Origin of the sequence: Bradyrhizobium sp. BR2003, assembly GCF_009720285.1 — a bacterium.
Taxonomy (GTDB): domain Bacteria; phylum Pseudomonadota; class Alphaproteobacteria; order Rhizobiales; family Xanthobacteraceae; genus Bradyrhizobium; species Bradyrhizobium elkanii.
In genome coordinates this window covers 129,474-146,870 of the sequence record NZ_SMYJ01000026.1, presented here as the reverse complement: position 1 = coordinate 146,870, position 17,397 = coordinate 129,474, and the positions used below count along the sequence as shown (strand labels likewise).

Here is a 17,397-nt window from a genome sequence, read left to right as displayed (position 1 = left end):
CAAGTGAATTGTCTGTCAGGCGTCATGGCATGGAACCGTCAGTTGCGCGCGTGACGTTGAGGGAGCCCGCAATCAAATTCAGCAGTTTGGTATCATCCTGCGCCTGCGGCGGCGTCTTGATCGGAATGGCCTTGATGGCGCGGCCGTCCAGCTGTCGGAAAGTCGCCTTCTCAAGGCCTGCCGGCTCCTCTATCTTGCCGGCCAGTCGAACGGAGGACGTCATGAACAAATGGCTTGGCAAGCTTGCCGGAACGCTGCTGGCGCTGACCCTGTCCACGGGCCTTGCCGCGGCGCAAAGCAAGATCACCATCGCGGTCGGGGGCGGCGCCTGCCTGTGCTATCTGCCCACCGTGCTGGCCAAGCAGCTCGGCGAATATGACAAGGCCGGGCTTGCGGTCGAACTGGTCGACCTCAAGGGCGGCTCGGATGCGCTCAAAGCCGTGCTCGGCGGCAGCGCCGATGTCGTCTCCGGCTATTTCGACCATTGTGTCAATATCGCCGCCAAGAAGCAGGAGATGCAGGCCTTCGTGGTTTATGACCGCTATCCCGGCCTCGTGCTGGTGGTGTCGCCGAAGCACACCGGCGAGATCAATGCGATCAAGGATCTCGCCGGCAAGAAGGTCGGCGTCAGCGCGCCGGGCTCCTCGACCGATTTCTTCCTGAAGTACCTCCTGAAGAAGAACGGCCTCGATCCCGCCGGGACCGCGGTGATCGGCGTCGGCCTCGGTGCCACGGCGGTGGCGGCGATGGAGCAGGGCCAGATCGATGCCGCCGTCATGCTAGATCCGTCCGTCACCGTGCTGCAGGGCAGTCACAAGGACCTCAAGATCCTCAGCGATACCCGCACCCAGCACGACACGCTGGCGGTGTTCGGCGGCGAATATCCCGGCGGCGCGCTGTATTCGACCGCGGCCTGGGTCAACGGCCACGAGAAGGAAGTGCAGGCGCTGACCAACGCGATCATGGCGACGCTTTCGTGGATCCATTCGCATTCCGCCGAAGAGATCATGGCCAAGATGCCGGAAGATCTCGTCGGCAAGAACAAGGAGCAATATTTGGCCGCGCTGAAGAACACGATTCCGATGTATTCGGAAACCGGCAAGATGGATCCCAAGGGCGCCGAGGCCGTGCTTGCCGTGTTCAGCGAGGGTTCGCCCGAGGTCGCCAAGGCCGGCATCGACGTCACCAAGACCTACACCAACAAGTTCGTCGACCAAGCCAAGAAGACGACCGGAAACGCGAAGTAAACTCGCACGGATATGCAGTCTCCACTCATTTGTCGCGTCACCGCGCTCGACCTCGCGCTGCAGCGGCGTCCCTGGCCATTCGCGGACCAGCGGCGCGCCGAGATCGACGCGCATTTCGCCGAGCAGCAGCGGCTGAACCCGAACCTGTGGAACGGCCGCGTCCTGCTCGGGCGCGATCCGGTCTTTGCCGGCGAACGGCTTAGCGCGAGCTATTTCGAGACCGATTTCGCAAGCTTCCTCGCCTGGCGCGACTGGGGCTTTCCGGACCGCGAGGTGTTCAACGGGTTCGGCATGGGGGCGCTGCTCGCCAGCGACGGCACCTTCGTGTGCGGGGTGATGGGCGAGCAGACCGCGAATGCCGGACGCATCTATTTCCCGTCAGGGACGCCCGATCTCGACGATATCAGGGGCGAGACGGTGGATATCGCCGGCAGCGTGATGCGCGAGCTCGAGGAGGAGACGGGACTGTTGCCGTCGGATTGCCGCGGCGATGCCGACTGGCACTGCATCTACACCGGGCCCGCGCTTGCGATGATGCAGATCCTGCGCGTCGATATGCAAGGTGACGCGCTGCGGGCGCGGATCGAGGCCAATCTCGCGCGCCAGGCAAATCCCGAGCTTGCCGGCATCCATCTGGTGCGCAGCCGCGCCGATCTCAATGCCCAGATGCCGCGCTTCGTCACCGCGTTCATCGAGACGCAGCTGCCGGCCTAGGCAAAGGAATGCGCAATGACCGAGCACGCCACCGCTGTCGCTGCATTGACACCGGCAATCGCCGACGGCCCCCAAACGATCAAGGTCATCATTTCGGGTGGATTCGCCGCGGTCTATCGCGACATGCTGCCTGAATTCGAGCGAAGCACGGGCATCAGCGTGGAGACTGGATCCGGCGCGTCGGAGGGCGCCGGTCCGAAGACGATCAGGCACCAGCTTGCGAACGGCACCAAAGCGGACGTGGTGATCCTTTCGCGCGAGGGACTTCACAAGCTCAACGAAGACGGCCGGATTCGTGCCGGATCGGAGGCCGGACTGGCGACGGCACCTTTGGCCGCGGCGGTTCGAACAGGTTCTCGCAAGCCGGACATCGGCAATGATGTCGCGCTCAGGAAAGCCTTGATCGATGCGGGCCAGGTGGTGGCGCCGAGCAGCACGAGCGGGCAGTACGTCCGCGACAAGGTTTTCCCCAGGCTGAACTTGCCGGACACGGTCAGGCTCACCCTCGAAGCGCGCGGAACCGAGGCGGCCGAAGCGCTGAGAGCAGGCAAGGCAAATCTCTCGATCGGCCCGACCAGCGAACTGGTTCAGGAGAGCGGCATCGAAGTTGTCGGTCTGCTGCCGCCAGATCTCCAGTTGGTCCAGACTTTCACGGCCGCGATCGTCAGCGACGCGCAAGCGCCGGAAGCAGCCAAGCGCCTGATCGATTTTCTGTCCCTGGACAGCGATATCTTGCTCGCGGCCATCAAACGGGCCGGCATGGAACGGCCCCGCGGATAAATTGCCGCCGCGACGCGCGCGCCCGAGCACCGCGCGTCGGCACCGTTCCGCCGAAACTTTGCGCAAGCCTGCGCCGTGGCGACGCAGCCATCGCGCTTGACATCATCGGCCGCTCCCCCTGTGATAGGGTGGCACGACAACAAAAAATGCAGTGCACAATCTCTGGGGAGGGATTCATGCCGGTCAGGAGGGCTGCCCGCTGGCTTGCGGGTCTATCTGTCGCGCTTGCGGCGCTTGGTGTGGCCAGTGCAGCGCATGCGCAGGACAAGAAGATCAAGATCGGCGTGATCTTCGATTTGACCGGCCCGCTGGCCGGCGGCGGCTCCGAGCTGCAATACACCGGCGTCAAGATCATGCTCGACCATTACGCCAAGACCGGCGTCGAGGGTTACAAGGTCGAGGCCGTCTATGCCGACGCGCAGAGCAAGCCCGACATCGCGATCAACGAGGCCGTCCGGCTGCTCGAGCAGGAAAAGGTCGACATGGTGATGGGCTTCTTCTCCTCGGCGCAATGCGTGCCGGTGTCGGCGCGGGTCGAGCAGATGAAGAAGTTCATGTGGATCACGACCTGCATTTCGTCCGGCGTGTTCGACGGCAAGAACTACAAATACGTGTTCCGTCCGCAGGCCGCCGGCAACCAGTACGGCATGATGACGACCGACTTCATCGCGCAATACTCCATGTCCAAGTTCGGCAAGGAGCCGAAGGACCTCCGCGTCGCCATCATCCATGAGGACGGCGCCTATGGCGTCGACGTCTCCAAGGGCAATGAGGCCGGCGCCAAGAAGGCCGGCTTCAACATCGTGCTCAAGGAGGGCTATTCGGCGACCGCGCCCGATCTGTCGGCGCTGGTGACCAAGCTGAAGCGCGCCAAGCCCGACGTGATCTTCCACACCGGCTACAATCCGGACATTACCCTGCTGTTCCGCCAGGCCCGCGAGCAGGGGTTGAAGTTCGGCGCCATCGTCGGCCATGGCGCGGGCTACGGCGTTTACGAGAAGTTGAAGGAAGGCCTCGGCGCCGACGCCAACTATCTCTTCAACACCGACCCGATATCGATCTGGCTTGCCAACCAGAAGAACATGGATCCCAAGCTGCCGCCGGTCATCAAGATGGTCGGCGAGGAGTATGACCGGCTGAAGCCCGGCATGCCGATCCGTTCCGCCCATGTCGGCATCGGCGCGGCCAACGCCTATGTCTTCCTCGACGACGTCTTGCCGCGCGCGATCAAGAAGTATGGCGGCGTCGATCCGGATGCGCTGCGCAAGGCCGCGCTCGACACCGACATTCCCGAGGGCGGCACCATGCTCGGCTACGGCGTGAAGTTCTACGGCGAGGGAGAGCAGTATGCCGGGCAGAACGCGCGCTCGTTCCCGGTGGTGCTGCAATATATCGACGACAAGTCCTATGTGGTGTGGCCGAAGAGCCAGATGCAGCGCGAGACCGAGCTGCCGCTGCCGGCCGGCACCACCTACAGCTACAAATAGCTCGCTCGCGAAGGGAACTGCCGTGCTCGCCGTCGAAGGCCTGGTCAAGCGGTTTGGCGGCTTTCGTGCCGTCAACAACGTGTCGTTTCGCGTCGAGCAGGGCGAGATCCTCGGCCTGATCGGCCCGAACGGCTCGGGCAAGAGCACGATCTTCAACATGCTGTCGGGCACCTTGCCGCCGACCTCCGGTTCGATCCTGTTCGACGGCCACGAGATCGCCGGGCTCGCCCCGCACCGGATCATCAACCGTGGCATCGGCCGTACCTTCCAGATCCCGCGGCCGTTCCATCGCCTCAGCATTTTCGAGAACGTCGTGCTCGCCGGCTTCTACGGCCAGGGCCGCCACAGCCGCGGCAAGGCCGAGGAGGCGGCCGAGCGGGCGCTCGCGATGGTCGGTCTGCCGACCGATCGCAACGCCAGCGTCGAGGGCCTGGGCGCCGCCGGGTTGAAGAAGCTCGAGCTCGCCAAGGCGCTCGCCACCGGCCCGAAACTGTTGCTCGCGGACGAGAGCCTTGGCGGTCTCGACGAGGCCGAGATGGACCAGGCCGCCGACATGCTGCGCCGGATCCGAGACGAGCTCGGCATCACCATCATCTGGGTCGAGCACATCATGGGCGTATTGATGCGCGTGGTCGATCGCGTGATGGTGCTCGATCACGGCGAGAAGATCGCCGAGGGCCTGCCGGCCGATGTCGCCGGCGACGCAAAAGTGATCGAGGTCTATCTCGGTACCGATGCGGATGCGAGCCTCGCGGCCGCGGCGGCAGCCCAGGCGCGGCGCCGGATCGGGGCGTGAGCGCATGCTGGAATTGAAATCGATCGACGCGGGCTATGGCAGCTTCCAGGCGCTGTTCGACGTCAGCCTCGACGTCAAGGCGGGCGAGGCGGTCGGCGTGATCGGCCCGAACGGCGCCGGCAAGACCACCTTGATGCGGGTGATCTCCGGGTTGATCCGCCCGATCAGAGGCACGATCGCGATGGAGGGCACCGACGTCGTCGCGACGCCCCCGCATCGCATCGTCAGCCTCGGGATCGCGCATGTGCCGGAAAATCGCCGGCTGTTTCCGCGGCTCACCGTCGCCGACAACCTGAAGATGGGCGCCTACATGCCCGGTGCCCGCGCGCGTTACGCCGAGCGGCTGGAGTTCGTGTTCGAGCTGTTTCCGCGCATGAAGGAACGTCAGCACCAGATGGCCGGCACGATGTCGGGCGGCGAGCAGCAGATGTGCGCGATCGGCCGTGCGCTGATGTCGAACCCGAAACTGCTGCTACTCGACGAGCCGTCGGCCGGGCTCGCGCCGGTCGTGGTGCAGCAGGTGTTCGAGCTGGTCAAGCGCATCCGCGCCAGCGGGCTGACCGTCCTGATCGTCGAGCAGAACGTGCAGCAGGTGCTGCGCGTGGTCGACCGCGCCTATCTGCTGGAAGCCGGCAGCATCCGCGCCGCCGGGTCAGCGGCGGAGCTCGCGGCCAGCGACACCATCAAGCAGGCGTATTTGGGGGTGTGAGGGGATGATTGGATTGGCCGGGATGATTGCCGCGAGGACGCTCTACTCCCTCTCCCGCATGCGGGAGAGGGTTGGGGTGGGGGTCTCTCCGCGAGTCGTACTGTGGAAAGAGCCCGCACCCGGATTGCATCTGAAGATGCGATCCGACCTCCCCCGCAAGCGGGAGAGGTAAGAAAGGCAGCCGCCATGCAATCCTTCCTCGACATCTTCGACATCTACCTGCTGGAGGCCGTCATCAACGGCATCCTGCTCGGCGGTGTGCTGGCGCTGCTCGCGCTCGGGCTCAACCTGATCTTCGGCGTCATCGACGTCACCTGGATCTGCTACGCCGAACTCGTGATGATCGGGATGTACGGCATGTACTATCTCGTGCAGTATTACGGCCTGCCATACTGGGCCGCCGCGCCGCTCGTCATCCTGCTGGTGGCGCTGCTCGGCGCCGCGCTGCATTTCTTCGTGATTGCGCCGCTGCTGACCGCGCCGCCGATCAACCAGCTGCTCGCCACCGGCGGCGTGCTGTTCATCCTGCAGAGCTTTGCCACCGTCGCCTTCGGCATCGACTTCCGCAATCTCGGCATCCGCCTGCCGGTGCTCGCGCTCGGCGAGATGAATTTCAGCTACGCGCGATTGCTGTCGTTCGCGGCCGCGCTGCTCGGCATGATCGGCGTCTATCTGTTCCTGACCCGCACCTTCACCGGCACCGCGATCCGCGCCATCGCGCAGGACCGCCAGATCATGCCGCTGATGGGTGTCGATCCCAAGCGCATCTATCTCGTCACCTCGGCGATCGGCGGCGGGCTCGCCGGCCTCGCCGCCTGCCTCCTGGTGCTGCAATATGACGTGCATCCGTTCGTCGGCCTGTCGTTCGGGCCGATCACCTTCCTGATCTGCGTGCTCGGCGGGCTCGGCAATTTCATCGGCGGCTTCATCGCCGCCTTCGTGTTCGCCGAGATCATCTCGCTCGGCGGCCTGTTCTCCGATCTCGAGTGGGGTTACGTGCTGGCCTTCGCTTTCTTCATCGTCATGATGTTCATCCGGCCCGCGGGCCTCCTGGCGAGGCGCTCGTGAACAGGCAAGCGGCCTTCTGGATCATCGCGCTGATCGCGCTCGTCGCGGTGCCCTTCGTGCATCGCGATCCCTATCATCTGCACGTGCTGGTGCTGATCCTGATCTGGTCGTTCGCCTACACCTCATGGTCGATCATGGGGCGCTTCGGCCTGGTCTCGCTCGGCCATGGCGGCTTCATGGGCATTGGCGCCTATGTCACCGCGCTGCTGTGGAACCATCTCGGCGTGTCGCCCTGGATCGGCATTCCCCTCAGCATGGCAACCGCCGGCGCGCTCGCGCTCGTCGTCGCCTATCCCTGCTTTCGCTTTCGCATCACCGGCCATTATTTCGTGTTGGTGACCCTGGCGCTGTCGGGCATCGTGCTGCAGGTCATCACCGCGACCCGCGACTATACCGGCGGCTCGCTCGGCTACACGCCGCAGCGCGCGCCGAGCGGCAAGGGGCTGCTCGCGCTGCAATTCGACGACAAGACCACCTGGTATCTTATCGCGCTCGCGGTCTGGGTCGTGGGCCTCGTGATCTGGCGCGCGATCGATCGCAGCATGATCCGCCATGCCATGGAGGCGATCTCGGAGGACGAGGATGCCGCCGCCGCGGCCGGCGTCAACGTCACCGCCGAGAAGCTCAAGATCACCCTGATCAGCGCGCTGATGACCGCGCTGTCGGGCGCGCTCTACTGCCAGTACCAGATGTTCATCTCGCCCGACACGGTGAGCGGCATCGCGGTCTCCTTGCAGATGGTGTTCGCGGCGATCGTCGGCGGCGTCTATGTCGCGCTGGGGCCGACGGTCGGCGCCGTCATCACCATCGTGCTGGCCGAGGTGCTGCGCATCTCTTTCGGCACCAAGGCGGTCGGCTGGGACAATCTGGTCTATGGCGTGCTGCTGGTGCTGTTCATCATCTTCCTGCCCAAGGGCATTCTTGGTAGCGTGATCGACCGGATCAAATCGCCACGCAAGCCGTCGAGAGGCCATGAACAACAAACCGTCCCCATCGCTCGCCGATGAACTGAAGCACTTCGTCGCGCCGTTCCGCTTCGACGGTTCGGGCGAATTTCACCTCAAATCATATCCGACCGCCGAGAAGGGCGGCATCGACAAGGACGCCGGCGGCAAGATCATCGAGGCCAACCGCAAGCGGCTCAACGATTTCCAGGAGAAGCTCTACGCCCAGGACCGCTGGTCGCTGCTGCTGATCTTCCAGGGCATGGATGCCGCCGGCAAGGATTCCGCGATCAAGAGCGTGTTCGAGGGCGTCAATCCGCAGGGCTGCGAGGTTTCCTCCTTCAAGCAGCCTTCGACCAGGGAGCTCGACCACGACTTCATGTGGCGCGCGATGATCGCGCTGCCGGAGCGCGGCCGCATCGGCATCTTCAACCGCTCCTATTACGAGGAGTGCCTGGTGGTGCGGGTGCATCCCGAGGTGCTCGACAAGCAGAAGATTCCGAAGCGCCTCGTCACCAAGGACATCTGGCGCGAGCGCTTCGAGGACATTGCTGCGATCGAGCGCTATCTGTCGCGCAACGGCACCGTGATCCTGAAATTCTTCCTCAACGTCTCCAAGGAGGAGCAGCGCCAGCGCTTCCTCGACCGGCTCGAGGAGCCGGCCAAGAACTGGAAGTTCTCGATGGCCGACGTCGCCGAGCGCAAGCTGTGGGCCAAATATCAGGCCGCCTATCAGGACATGATCCATCACACCGCGACCGGGCTGGCGCCCTGGCACATCGTGCCCGCCGACCACAAATGGTTCGCCCGCGTCGTGATCGGCTCGACCATCGTCAACGCGCTCGACAAGCTCGATCTGAAATTCCCCGAGGTCGACAAGGCCGACTTGAGCGAATTCAAGCGCGTCCGCGCGGCGCTGGAGGCGGAAGGCAAGGGCGGGGCTGGCGAGAGGGCGTCTGCAAAGAAGTAGGCGCCGCGTCGTATGTTTGTCGCATGCGGATATTCCCCGCGCGTACTGGCCGCTCGCAAGGCAATCTTAATGAATTGACGCAACATGGAGGCATGGCAACCACAGATTTAGCGACGGGCAGTTACAACGCGAACGATAAGGCACTGAGGGGCGTGCTTTGGGCGCCTGTCCTGCTATTCTTGGCCGGTTGCTTTGCCGCCTTCCGTTGGTCCGGATTCCGGCACGTCGATGTCAATTGGGCTGGCTATGGCGGGATGGCAGCGATCTTGCTCAGCGCCTATCTCGTGACAAAGGGACTGCGAATCCAATTCGTCCAATTGTTCATAAACTGCTGGTCGCAGAATCTGGTGGTTGTGATCGCCGCGACGATGTTGACCTATGCCGCCGCGACAGTCGGCCGTCCTTTGATCGACGACCAATTGTTGAGCGCCGATCTGCTGGTCGGATACGATTGGAGAGCTTATGCCCCGCGGTGCATCGAGCTGAGTCCCGCGCGGAAGTCAGGTGAGGGCGATCGCGCCCCAGCCATGCGGCCATGTTAGGTCAACCTCGCTGACCATCTTTACCCATTGCGGCGGCTTGCCATAATCGTCTAGAACGACGGCGCACAGCGCGTCCCGGCAACCAACCGTCAATGGTTTTGTCCGAGGATTTCGGCGCTCAACAGGGTCTGGCAATGCTGATTCGCGGCCAAATTGATGGGATTTCGGGGGAGGTGGCTGAGGCTACCGCCACGATCCCTGCCGCAGCGCCCACCCTGCTTATTGGCGGCCTTCTTCTTACCTGCCCCTGAGGGCCGGCTGGGCGTTTGCGCCTGGGCACTCAGGGGTTTGTACGAGATCACCGAACCCTGATATCGCCCAAGGAATTGCTCAAGGAGCAACATGACGGGCGCAAAGCTTAAAGGAATTTCTGACATGGCCACCGCGAACAAGTCCGAGAAGGATCGCGTCATCATTTTCGACACCACCTTGCGCGACGGCGAGCAGTGCCCCGGCGCCACCATGACCTTCGAGGAAAAGCTCGAGGTTGCCGAGCTGCTGGACGACATGGGCGTCGACGTCATCGAGGCCGGCTTCCCGATCACCTCGGAAGGCGATTTCCAGGCGGTCAGCGAGATCGCCCGCCGCTCCAAGAACGCGGTCATCGCCGGCCTGTCGCGCGCCCATCCGGCCGACATCGACCGGTGCGCCGAAGCCGTGAAGTTCGCCCGCCGCGGCCGCGTCCACACCGTGATCGCGACCTCGCCGCTGCATATGCGGGTGAAGTTGAACAAGACCCCCGAGGAGGTCATCGAGACCTCGGTCGCGATGGTCGCCCGCGCCCGCAACCAGATCGACGACGTCGAATGGTCGGCCGAGGACGGCACCCGTAGCGAGATGGACTATCTGTGCCGGATCGTCGAAGCGGTGATCAAGGCCGGCGCCACCACGGTGAACATCCCCGACACCGTGGGTTACACGGTGCCGGAGGAATACACCCGCTTCATGCGCACGCTGATCGAGCGCGTGCCGAACTCCGACAAGGCGATCTTCTCGGTGCACTGCCACAACGACCTCGGCATGGCGGTCGCGAACTCGCTGGCCGGCGTCGTCGGTGGCGCGCGGCAGGTCGAGTGCACCGTCAACGGCATCGGCGAGCGCGCCGGCAATGCCGCGCTGGAAGAGATCGTGATGGCGATCAACGTGCGGAACGACAAGTTTCCGTTCTGGAATAAGATCGACACCACGCAGCTCACCCGCGCCTCGAAGGTGGTGTCCGCGGCCACCTCGTTCCCGGTGCAGTACAACAAGGCGATCGTCGGCCGTAACGCGTTCGCGCATGAGAGCGGCATCCATCAGGACGGCGTGCTGAAGGACGCCTCGACCTACGAGATCATGCGGCCCGAGATGGTCGGCCTGAAGCAGTCCTCGCTGGTGCTCGGCAAGCATTCCGGCCGCCACGCCTTCATCCACAAGCTGGAGGAGATGGGCTACAAGCTCGGCGCCAACCAGCTGGAGGATGCCTTTACGCGGATGAAGGCGCTGGCCGACCGCAAGAAGGACATCTACGATGAGGACATCGAGGCGCTGGTCGACCAGGAGATGGCGGCCGCCCACGACCGCATCAAGCTGACCTCGCTGACCGTGATCGCCGGCACCCATGGCCCGCAGCGCGCGACCATGAAGCTCGACGTCGACGGCCAGATCAAGATCGAGGAGGCCGAGGGCAACGGCCCGGTCGACGCCGTCTTCAACTGCATCAAGCGTCTGGTGCCGCACGAGGCCAAGTTGGAGCTCTATCAGGTGCACGCGGTGACCGAGGGCACTGACGCGCAGGCCGAAGTCTCGGTGCGTCTGGCCCATGAAGGTCGCTCGATGACCGCCCGCGCCGCCGATCCGGACACGCTGGTCGCCTCCGCAAAGGCCTATCTCGGTGCGCTGAACAAGATCGTGATGAAGCGCCAGCGCGACGTGCCGGCCAAGGCCGCGGGCTGACGAGCGAGGTCGACCGACAAAGTTGAAACGCGGCGCCTCGACGCCGCGTTTTTGTTTGAACGCCCCACATTTCCCGTCACCCCTGCGCAAAGGCGAAGCCTTTGCGCAGGGGTGACGGTGAGACTGCGCTCGTAATCACAGCTGGCGGTCGGCTGGTTGGGATAAAAACTGCCCAACTCGACCATTGTTGGAATCCTATCCCAACAATCCGCTCCATCCCGCACCGCTTTGGAATCTTCCGCGCCGTCTCCAGCGCTACGCTGCGTTCTTTCCGGGGAACGCCGTCCATGCCGATCTCCTCCATCGTGACAGACCTTCCGCGCGCCGCCACGCCGGCGTAGACCGCGCTGACGCGCCGGGTCGACCTGACGACGCTTCGCCTGTTCGTCGCGGTCTGCGACGAGCAGAACCTCACCCGCGCTGCGCAGCGCGAGGGGATCGCGGCGTCGGCGGTGTCGAAACGGATGAACGATTTCGAGCTGGCATTCGGCGTCACGCTGTTCAAGCGGCTCGCCAAGGGCATGGCGCTGACGCCGGCCGGCGAGGCGCTGCTGCATCACGCCCGGGTGACGCTGCTCAATGTCGAGAAGATCGCGGTCGAACTGTCGGAATATTCGCAAGGCGTGCGCGGCCATGTCCGCATGCTCGCCAATCTCTCGGCGATCGTGCAGTACCTGCCAGAGGATCTCTCCGCCTTCTTCGCCGCGCATGAATTGCTCCGTGTCGATCTGCAGGAGCGGCCGAGCGGGCAGGTGGTGCGCGGCATCGAGGAGGGCGCAGCCGAGATCGGCATCTGCTCGGTCGAGGCCGACAGCCGCGCGCTCGAGGCCTTCCATTATCGTTACGACAATCTGGTGGTGGTGATGCGCGCCGACCATCGGCTGGCCGGCCGCGAGACATTGCTGTTCACCGAGACACTCGATTTCGACCATATCGGCTTGCACACCGCGAGCTCGATCTATCTCCGCTCGCAATACGCGGCGACGCAAGCCGGCAAGGCGATGCGGCTGCGCATCAATGTGCCCGGCTTTGATGCGGTCTGCCGCATGGTGCAGGCCAATATGGGGCTCGGGCTGATCCCCGACCGCGCCTTCGAGGTGGTCGGCGCCGGCATGGGCCTTCGCGCCATCCCGCTGCGCGACGATTGGGGACGGCGCGAGCTGAAGATCGTGGTCCGCGACACCACGCATCTGTCGGCAACCAGCCGCCTGATGCTGGACTATCTGCGCGCGGCGGAGGCGGGAAATACTGCGCGGATAGGCGTGGCGCAGGCGCGCTAAGCGGGCGTCGCATCACGATTCACCCCCGCAGAGGGCGCCGCCGTGGCCCAGCGGACGTTAGCCGCCATCGAGCGCGGCGAGGCGGTCGGCTTCTGCGATGTCCTCGACGGTGTTGGCGTTGAAGAACGGATCGAGCGGCTCCGTCGGCCACTCGACCGTTGCGAGCGGATAGCGCGCGGTCCAACGGTCGATCTTGCGCACTTCCTCGACGACCAGCGCCTGGCGCAACTCGTTCCGCAAACGCACGCTCCAGAGGCCGATCACGGGATGCTTCTGCCCGCCGGATGAAGCGACCGCGAGCTCGGCATTCCCAGCCGCGCGTGCTTGCGCGAGGCGCGCGACGAGATCGCGCGGCAGAAACGGACAGTCGCCTGCGGCGCTGAGCAGCCACTGCGCATCCGGCCGGTTGGCGGCAACCCAGTCGAGCGCTGCCAGGATGCCGGCGAGCGGACCGGGATAGTCGGCGACATCGTCGGCCACGACCGGAAGGCCGAACGCGGCGAAGCGCGCCGGATCGCCATTGGCGTTGATGATCAGCCCACTGCATTGCGGGGCGAGACGGTCGATCACCCGCTGCAGGATGGTACGGCCCGCGATCTTGCGCATCGGCTTGTCGCCGCCGCCCATCCGCCGCGCGAGGCCGCCGGCGAGCAGCACGCCCGGGACGGCAGTCCCCGGAATATCAGTCATTGTCGGTCTCGCCCTTGCGCTTGTGACGCATCGATTCCTCTTCGACATAGTCGAGGTTCTGGTCGTAGACGATCCGCTCCTGGCCCGACAGCGCGATGAAGCGCTTGCCGCGGGCGCGCCCGACCAGCGTCAGGCCGACCTGCCGCGCCAGATCGACGCCCCATGCCGTGAATCCGGAGCGCGAGACCAGGATCGGGATCCCCATCCGCACCGTCTTGATCACCATCTCCGAGGTCAGCCGCCCGGTGGTGTAGAGGATCTTGTCGGCCGGATCGACATTGTGGCGATAGATCCAGCCCGCGATCTTGTCGACGGCGTTGTGCCGGCCGACGTCCTCGGTGTAGCACACCGGCGTCGCCTCCTTGCAAAGCACGCAGCCGTGAATGGCGCCGGCTTCCAGATAGAGCGACGGCATCGTGTTGATGGTGTGCGTCATCCGGTAGAGCCACGAGGTACGCAGTTCGGCCTTCGGCAGCGCGACCTTCTCGACGGCTTCGAGCAGGTCGCCGAACGCGGTGCCCTGGGCGCAGCCCGAGGTCTGCGTGCGCTTCTTCAGCTTCGCTTCGAAATTGGTGTGGTGCGCGGTGCGCACCACGACGACCTCGAGATCGTCGTCATATTCGACCTCGGTGACGACGTCGTCGTATTTGAGCATGTTCTGGTTCAAGAGGTAGCCGAGTGCGAGGTATTCGGGGTAGTCGTTGATCGTCATCATCGTGACGATCTCCTGCGCGTTGAGGTACAGCGTCAGCGGCCGCTCGACCGGCACCTTGATCTCGGTCCGCGCGCCGGTCTGGTCGACGCCGGCCACGCGCTCCGTCAGGCGCGGATCGTCCGGATCAGGAACAATGATGGGAGCGGTGGTTTTCTCGGTCACTGCGGGAGGTCCGAATGGGTTCACATGGCAACGGAGCTGGGGATATAAGCACGTTCGGAGACTGACTGGCGACTCTCCGCCGCGTCGCGGGAACTGCCATCGATCGGTCCGGCTTTAAGGATAACGCGCAGTTCGCGATCTGGGTCGAACAAATCTTGTCGATGGCCGAGGACTGAGGAAGATCATGGCGCAGCTTTCGGACGACTGCTTCGCGTTCGGCGGACCGATGATGTCGGTCGACGAAGCCGTCGCGATCATCGCCGCGCGGGTCAAGCCTGTCGGCGAGACTGAAGCCGTTGCCCTGGTGGATGCGGACGGACGCATCTTGGCCGGCGATATTGTCGCACCGCTTGCGCTGCCGCCGTTCAGGAATTCCGCCGTCGACGGCTACGCGGTATCCGGCGCGGACCTGCCGGCGAGCGGCGAGCGCGCATTCCCCGTTGCCGGGCGGGTGCAGGCGGGCGCGTCGGCGCAGCCGGCGCAGGCGGGCCAGGCGGTGCGGATCTTCACCGGCGCGCCGATGCCCGATGGCACCGACACCGTGTTCATGCAGGAAGACGTGCGGATCGACGATGCGGGAAACGTGATCCTGCCGTCCGGCCTGAAGATCGGCGCCAATGTGCGTCCGGCCGGCGAGGACATTCCGCGCGGCCACGTCGCGCTGGCGTCGGGACGGCGCCTGCGCCCGCAGGATATTGCGGTCGCCGCGGCGTTCGGGCTCACCACGCTCGATGTAGTGCGGAAGCTTCGCGTCGGGGTGTTCTCTACCGGCGATGAACTGGCCGCGCCCGGCAGCGCGCGCACCGAAGCGCAACTGTTCGATTCCAACCGCTTCATGTTGATGGCGATGTTGCGGCGGTTTGGTTGCGAGGTCGGCGATCTCGGCATCCTGCGCGACGAGCGGGCCGAGCTCGCCGCGGCGCTCAAGCAGGTCGCGCGGCGCTACGACCTGATCCTGACCACCGGCGGGGTCTCGACCGGCGAAGAGGACCACGTCAGGGCCGGCATCGAACGGGCGGGCTCGCTGGTGCTGTGGCGGATGGCGATCAAGCCCGGCCGCCCGGTGGCGATGGGAATCATCGACGGCACCCCGCTGATCGGCCTGCCCGGCAATCCGGTGGCGAGCTTCGTCACCTTCGTCCACGTCGTGCGGCCGACCGTGCTGGCGCTGTCGGGCGCCGTGCCATCCCCCTTGCTGCCGATGCCGGTGCGGGCTGCCTTCAGCTACAAGAAGAAGAGCGGGCGGCGCGAATATGTCCGCGTTTCGCTGCGACGGACGGCGGACGGTGCGCTGGAGGCGAGCAAGTTTCCCCGCGAAGGAGCCGGCCTGTTGTCGTCGCTGATCGAGACCGATGGACTGGTCGAACTCGGGGAGCCGGTGGTGCGGGTTGAACCTGGCGATGCCGTCGGCTTTCTCGGCTACGCGGATCTGCTGTGAGAGCTGAAACGCGGTCGAGACCGCGCAGCGCGACGGGCGCGCGATAGCAAAATCAGATCGCCCGATAGGCAAACATAAACAACGGCCTACGCGGCAACCCGACGCTGCTAGAGGCGTTCTAAAACTGCTTGCCTCTGGCATACCAGAGAATAGAGTTCGTCGAAGCAGTGCAATTCGCGCAAGGCGTGGTTTCCAAGGCGAGGCTTCATGAGTCGAGACGACGTTCACAAGGTTCGTGCGTTCGAGCATCCCGGACAGGGCAGGAAGCGAGCGAAGGCTACGCCCAAGGGACGCCAGGTCGACCCCGTGGCCGCCCATGAGATCGAGGCGCTGCTCGCCGATCGTCCGAGGCGGCGCGACCTCCTGATCGAGTATCTGCATCTGATCCAGGACAAGTATCATCAGATCTCGGCGGCGCATCTTGCCGCGCTCGCCGACGAGATGAAGCTGTCGTTCGCCGAAGTGTTCGAGACCGCCACCTTCTACGCGCATTTCGATATCGTGAAGGAAGGCGAGCCTGACATCGCGCCGCTCACCGTGCGTGTCTGCGATTCGCTGACCTGCGCGATGCTCGGTGGCGAGAAGCTGTTGAAGGATCTGCAGAACCGCGCCGGCCCCGGCATGCGCGTCGTGCGGGCGCCGTGCGTCGGCCGCTGCGACACCGCCCCCGCTGCCGAGGTCGGCCACAACTTCGTCGATCATGCGACCGTCACCAATGTGCTGGCGGCGGCGAAGAACGGCGACACCCATGTGCACCTTCCGCCATATGTCGACTACGACGCCTATGTCGCCGGCGGCGGATACCAGCTGCTGGCGCGCCTGCGCTCGGGCGAGCTGCCGCGCGAAGACCTGCTGAAGGCGCTCGACGACGCATCGCTGCGCGGCCTGGGCGGCGCCGGTTTTCCGACCGGCCGCAAGTGGCGCGCGGTGCTCGGCGAACCCGGTCCGCGATTGATGGCGGTGAACGGCGACGAGGGCGAGCCCGGCACGTTCAAGGACCGCTATTATCTCGAGACCGATCCGCATCGCTTCCTCGAGGGCATGCTGATCGCCGCCCACGTGGTCGACGCGCCCGAAGTCTACATCTATATCCGCGACGAGTACCCGGCCTGCCGCGAGATCCTCGCCCGCGAGATCGCAAAGCTCCCGCCGGGTGGTCCGACGCTGCATCTGCGGCGCGGCGCCGGCGCCTATATCTGCGGCGAGGAATCCTCGCTGCTGGAATCGATCGAGGGCAAGCGCGGCCTGCCGCGGCACAAGCCGCCATATCCGTTCCAGGTCGGGCTGTTCGGCCTGCCGACGCTGATCAACAACATCGAGACGTTGTGGTGGGTGCGCGACATCGTCGAGAAGGGCGCCGACTGGTGGAAGAGCCACGGCCGCAACGAGCGCCACGGCTTGCGCAGCTTCTCGGTGTCGGGACGCGTCAAGGATCCCGGCGTCAAGCTCGCGCCGGCCGGCATCACGCTGCGCGAGCTGATCGACGAGTTCTGCGGCGGCATGGCCGATGGGCATACCTTGCAGGCCTATCTGCCGGGCGGCGCATCGGGCGGCATCCTGCCGGCGTCGATGGACGACATCCCGCTCGATTTCGGCACGCTGGAGAAATATGGCTGCTTCATCGGCTCCGCCGCCGTGGTCGTGCTCTCGCAGGCCGATGACGTCAGGGATGCCGCGCTGAACCTGATGAAGTTCTTCGAGGACGAGAGCTGCGGGCAGTGCACGCCGTGCCGCGCCGGAACCGAGAAGGCGGCGCTGCTGATGCAGCAGCCGGTCTGGAACAAGGAGCTGCTCGATCAATTGAGCCAGGCGATGCGCGATGCGTCGATCTGTGGCCTCGGTCAGGCGGCCTCCAATCCGCTGACCTCCGTGATCAAATATTTTCCGGACGGCTTTCGTCCGCAGCAAGCCGCCGAGTAG

17 protein-coding genes are annotated in these 17,397 nt (G+C 64.9%); 14 read left to right on the top strand and 3 right to left on the bottom strand.

What is annotated here, in order from left to right:
* Window positions 1-22: 22 nt before the first annotated feature.
* A complete protein-coding gene (locus E2I15_RS19710) occupies window positions 23-223 on the bottom strand; it encodes a hypothetical protein (RefSeq protein ID WP_137478746.1) in 201 nt (66 codons plus the stop codon).
* Between E2I15_RS19710 and E2I15_RS19705 the strand changes: the two genes are divergently transcribed.
* From E2I15_RS19705 to E2I15_RS19645, 12 genes are all read left to right on the top strand, one after another.
* A complete protein-coding gene (locus tag E2I15_RS19705; RefSeq protein WP_137478745.1) occupies window positions 222-1,247 on the top strand; it encodes an ABC transporter substrate-binding protein in 1,026 nt (341 codons plus the stop codon). The genes E2I15_RS19710 and E2I15_RS19705 overlap by 2 nt on opposite strands.
* 12 nt (window positions 1,248-1,259) lie before the next feature.
* Window positions 1,260-1,961: an NUDIX hydrolase gene (locus E2I15_RS19700; protein WP_137478744.1), complete on the top strand. Its 702-nt coding sequence runs from the start codon at window positions 1,260-1,262 to the stop codon at window positions 1,959-1,961.
* 15 nt (window positions 1,962-1,976) lie between these two features.
* The gene (locus tag E2I15_RS19695; RefSeq protein ID WP_137478743.1) at window positions 1,977-2,741 is read left to right on the top strand and encodes a substrate-binding domain-containing protein; all 765 of its coding nucleotides are present in this window, start codon (window positions 1,977-1,979) and stop codon (window positions 2,739-2,741) included.
* A gap of 176 nt (window positions 2,742-2,917) precedes the next feature.
* Window positions 2,918-4,228 carry an ABC transporter substrate-binding protein gene (locus tag E2I15_RS19690; protein ID WP_137478742.1) on the top strand — a complete coding sequence of 437 codons (1,311 nt, stop codon included), beginning with the start codon at window positions 2,918-2,920 and terminating at the stop codon, window positions 4,226-4,228.
* Between the two features lie 22 nt (window positions 4,229-4,250).
* Window positions 4,251-5,024 (top strand): ABC transporter ATP-binding protein, encoded by a 774-nt coding sequence (locus E2I15_RS19685; protein ID WP_018272977.1) that lies wholly within the window; start codon window positions 4,251-4,253, stop codon window positions 5,022-5,024.
* A 4-nt stretch (window positions 5,025-5,028) separates the two neighbouring features.
* Window positions 5,029-5,733 carry an ABC transporter ATP-binding protein gene (locus E2I15_RS19680; RefSeq protein WP_137478741.1) on the top strand — a complete coding sequence of 235 codons (705 nt, stop codon included), beginning with the start codon at window positions 5,029-5,031 and terminating at the stop codon, window positions 5,731-5,733.
* A 186-nt stretch (window positions 5,734-5,919) separates the two neighbouring features.
* Entirely contained in the window at window positions 5,920-6,801 is an 882-nt protein-coding gene (locus tag E2I15_RS19675) for a branched-chain amino acid ABC transporter permease (RefSeq protein WP_057015074.1), read from the top strand.
* A complete protein-coding gene (locus E2I15_RS19670) occupies window positions 6,798-7,808 on the top strand; it encodes a branched-chain amino acid ABC transporter permease (protein WP_137478740.1) in 1,011 nt (336 codons plus the stop codon). The genes E2I15_RS19675 and E2I15_RS19670 overlap by 4 nt, the downstream gene beginning before the upstream one ends.
* Window positions 7,774-8,715, top strand: a complete 942-nt coding sequence (locus E2I15_RS19665; RefSeq protein WP_137478739.1) for a polyphosphate kinase 2 family protein — start codon at window positions 7,774-7,776, stop codon at window positions 8,713-8,715. The genes E2I15_RS19670 and E2I15_RS19665 overlap by 35 nt, the downstream gene beginning before the upstream one ends.
* Before the next feature lie 92 nt (window positions 8,716-8,807).
* The gene (locus E2I15_RS19660) at window positions 8,808-9,257 is read left to right on the top strand and encodes a hypothetical protein (protein ID WP_137478738.1); all 450 of its coding nucleotides are present in this window, start codon (window positions 8,808-8,810) and stop codon (window positions 9,255-9,257) included.
* A 375-nt stretch (window positions 9,258-9,632) separates the two neighbouring features.
* Window positions 9,633-11,192, top strand: coding sequence for a 2-isopropylmalate synthase (locus E2I15_RS19650; RefSeq protein ID WP_137478737.1), 1,560 nt, complete (start codon window positions 9,633-9,635; stop codon window positions 11,190-11,192).
* Window positions 11,193-11,539: 347 nt separating this feature from the next.
* On the top strand, window positions 11,540-12,472 hold the full coding sequence (locus E2I15_RS19645) for a LysR family transcriptional regulator (RefSeq protein ID WP_137478736.1): 933 nt from the start codon (window positions 11,540-11,542) through the stop codon (window positions 12,470-12,472).
* Between the two features lie 57 nt (window positions 12,473-12,529).
* Here E2I15_RS19645 and mobA read toward each other — a convergent pair whose 3' ends face one another.
* Window positions 12,530-13,162, bottom strand: a complete 633-nt coding sequence (gene mobA, locus E2I15_RS19640; RefSeq protein WP_137478735.1) for a molybdenum cofactor guanylyltransferase MobA — start codon at window positions 13,160-13,162, stop codon at window positions 12,530-12,532.
* Complete coding sequence (locus E2I15_RS19635; RefSeq protein WP_137478734.1) at window positions 13,155-14,039, bottom strand: formate dehydrogenase accessory sulfurtransferase FdhD; 885 nt, start codon at window positions 14,037-14,039, stop codon at window positions 13,155-13,157. Before E2I15_RS19635 ends, mobA begins: the two co-directional genes overlap by 8 nt.
* A gap of 184 nt (window positions 14,040-14,223) precedes the next feature.
* On the opposite strand from E2I15_RS19635, the gene E2I15_RS19630 reads away from it, so the two are divergent.
* A complete protein-coding gene (locus E2I15_RS19630; protein WP_137478733.1) occupies window positions 14,224-15,477 on the top strand; it encodes a molybdopterin molybdotransferase MoeA in 1,254 nt (417 codons plus the stop codon).
* Between the two features lie 207 nt (window positions 15,478-15,684).
* Window positions 15,685-17,397 carry an NAD(P)H-dependent oxidoreductase subunit E gene (locus E2I15_RS19625; protein WP_137478732.1) on the top strand — a complete coding sequence of 571 codons (1,713 nt, stop codon included), beginning with the start codon at window positions 15,685-15,687 and terminating at the stop codon, window positions 17,395-17,397.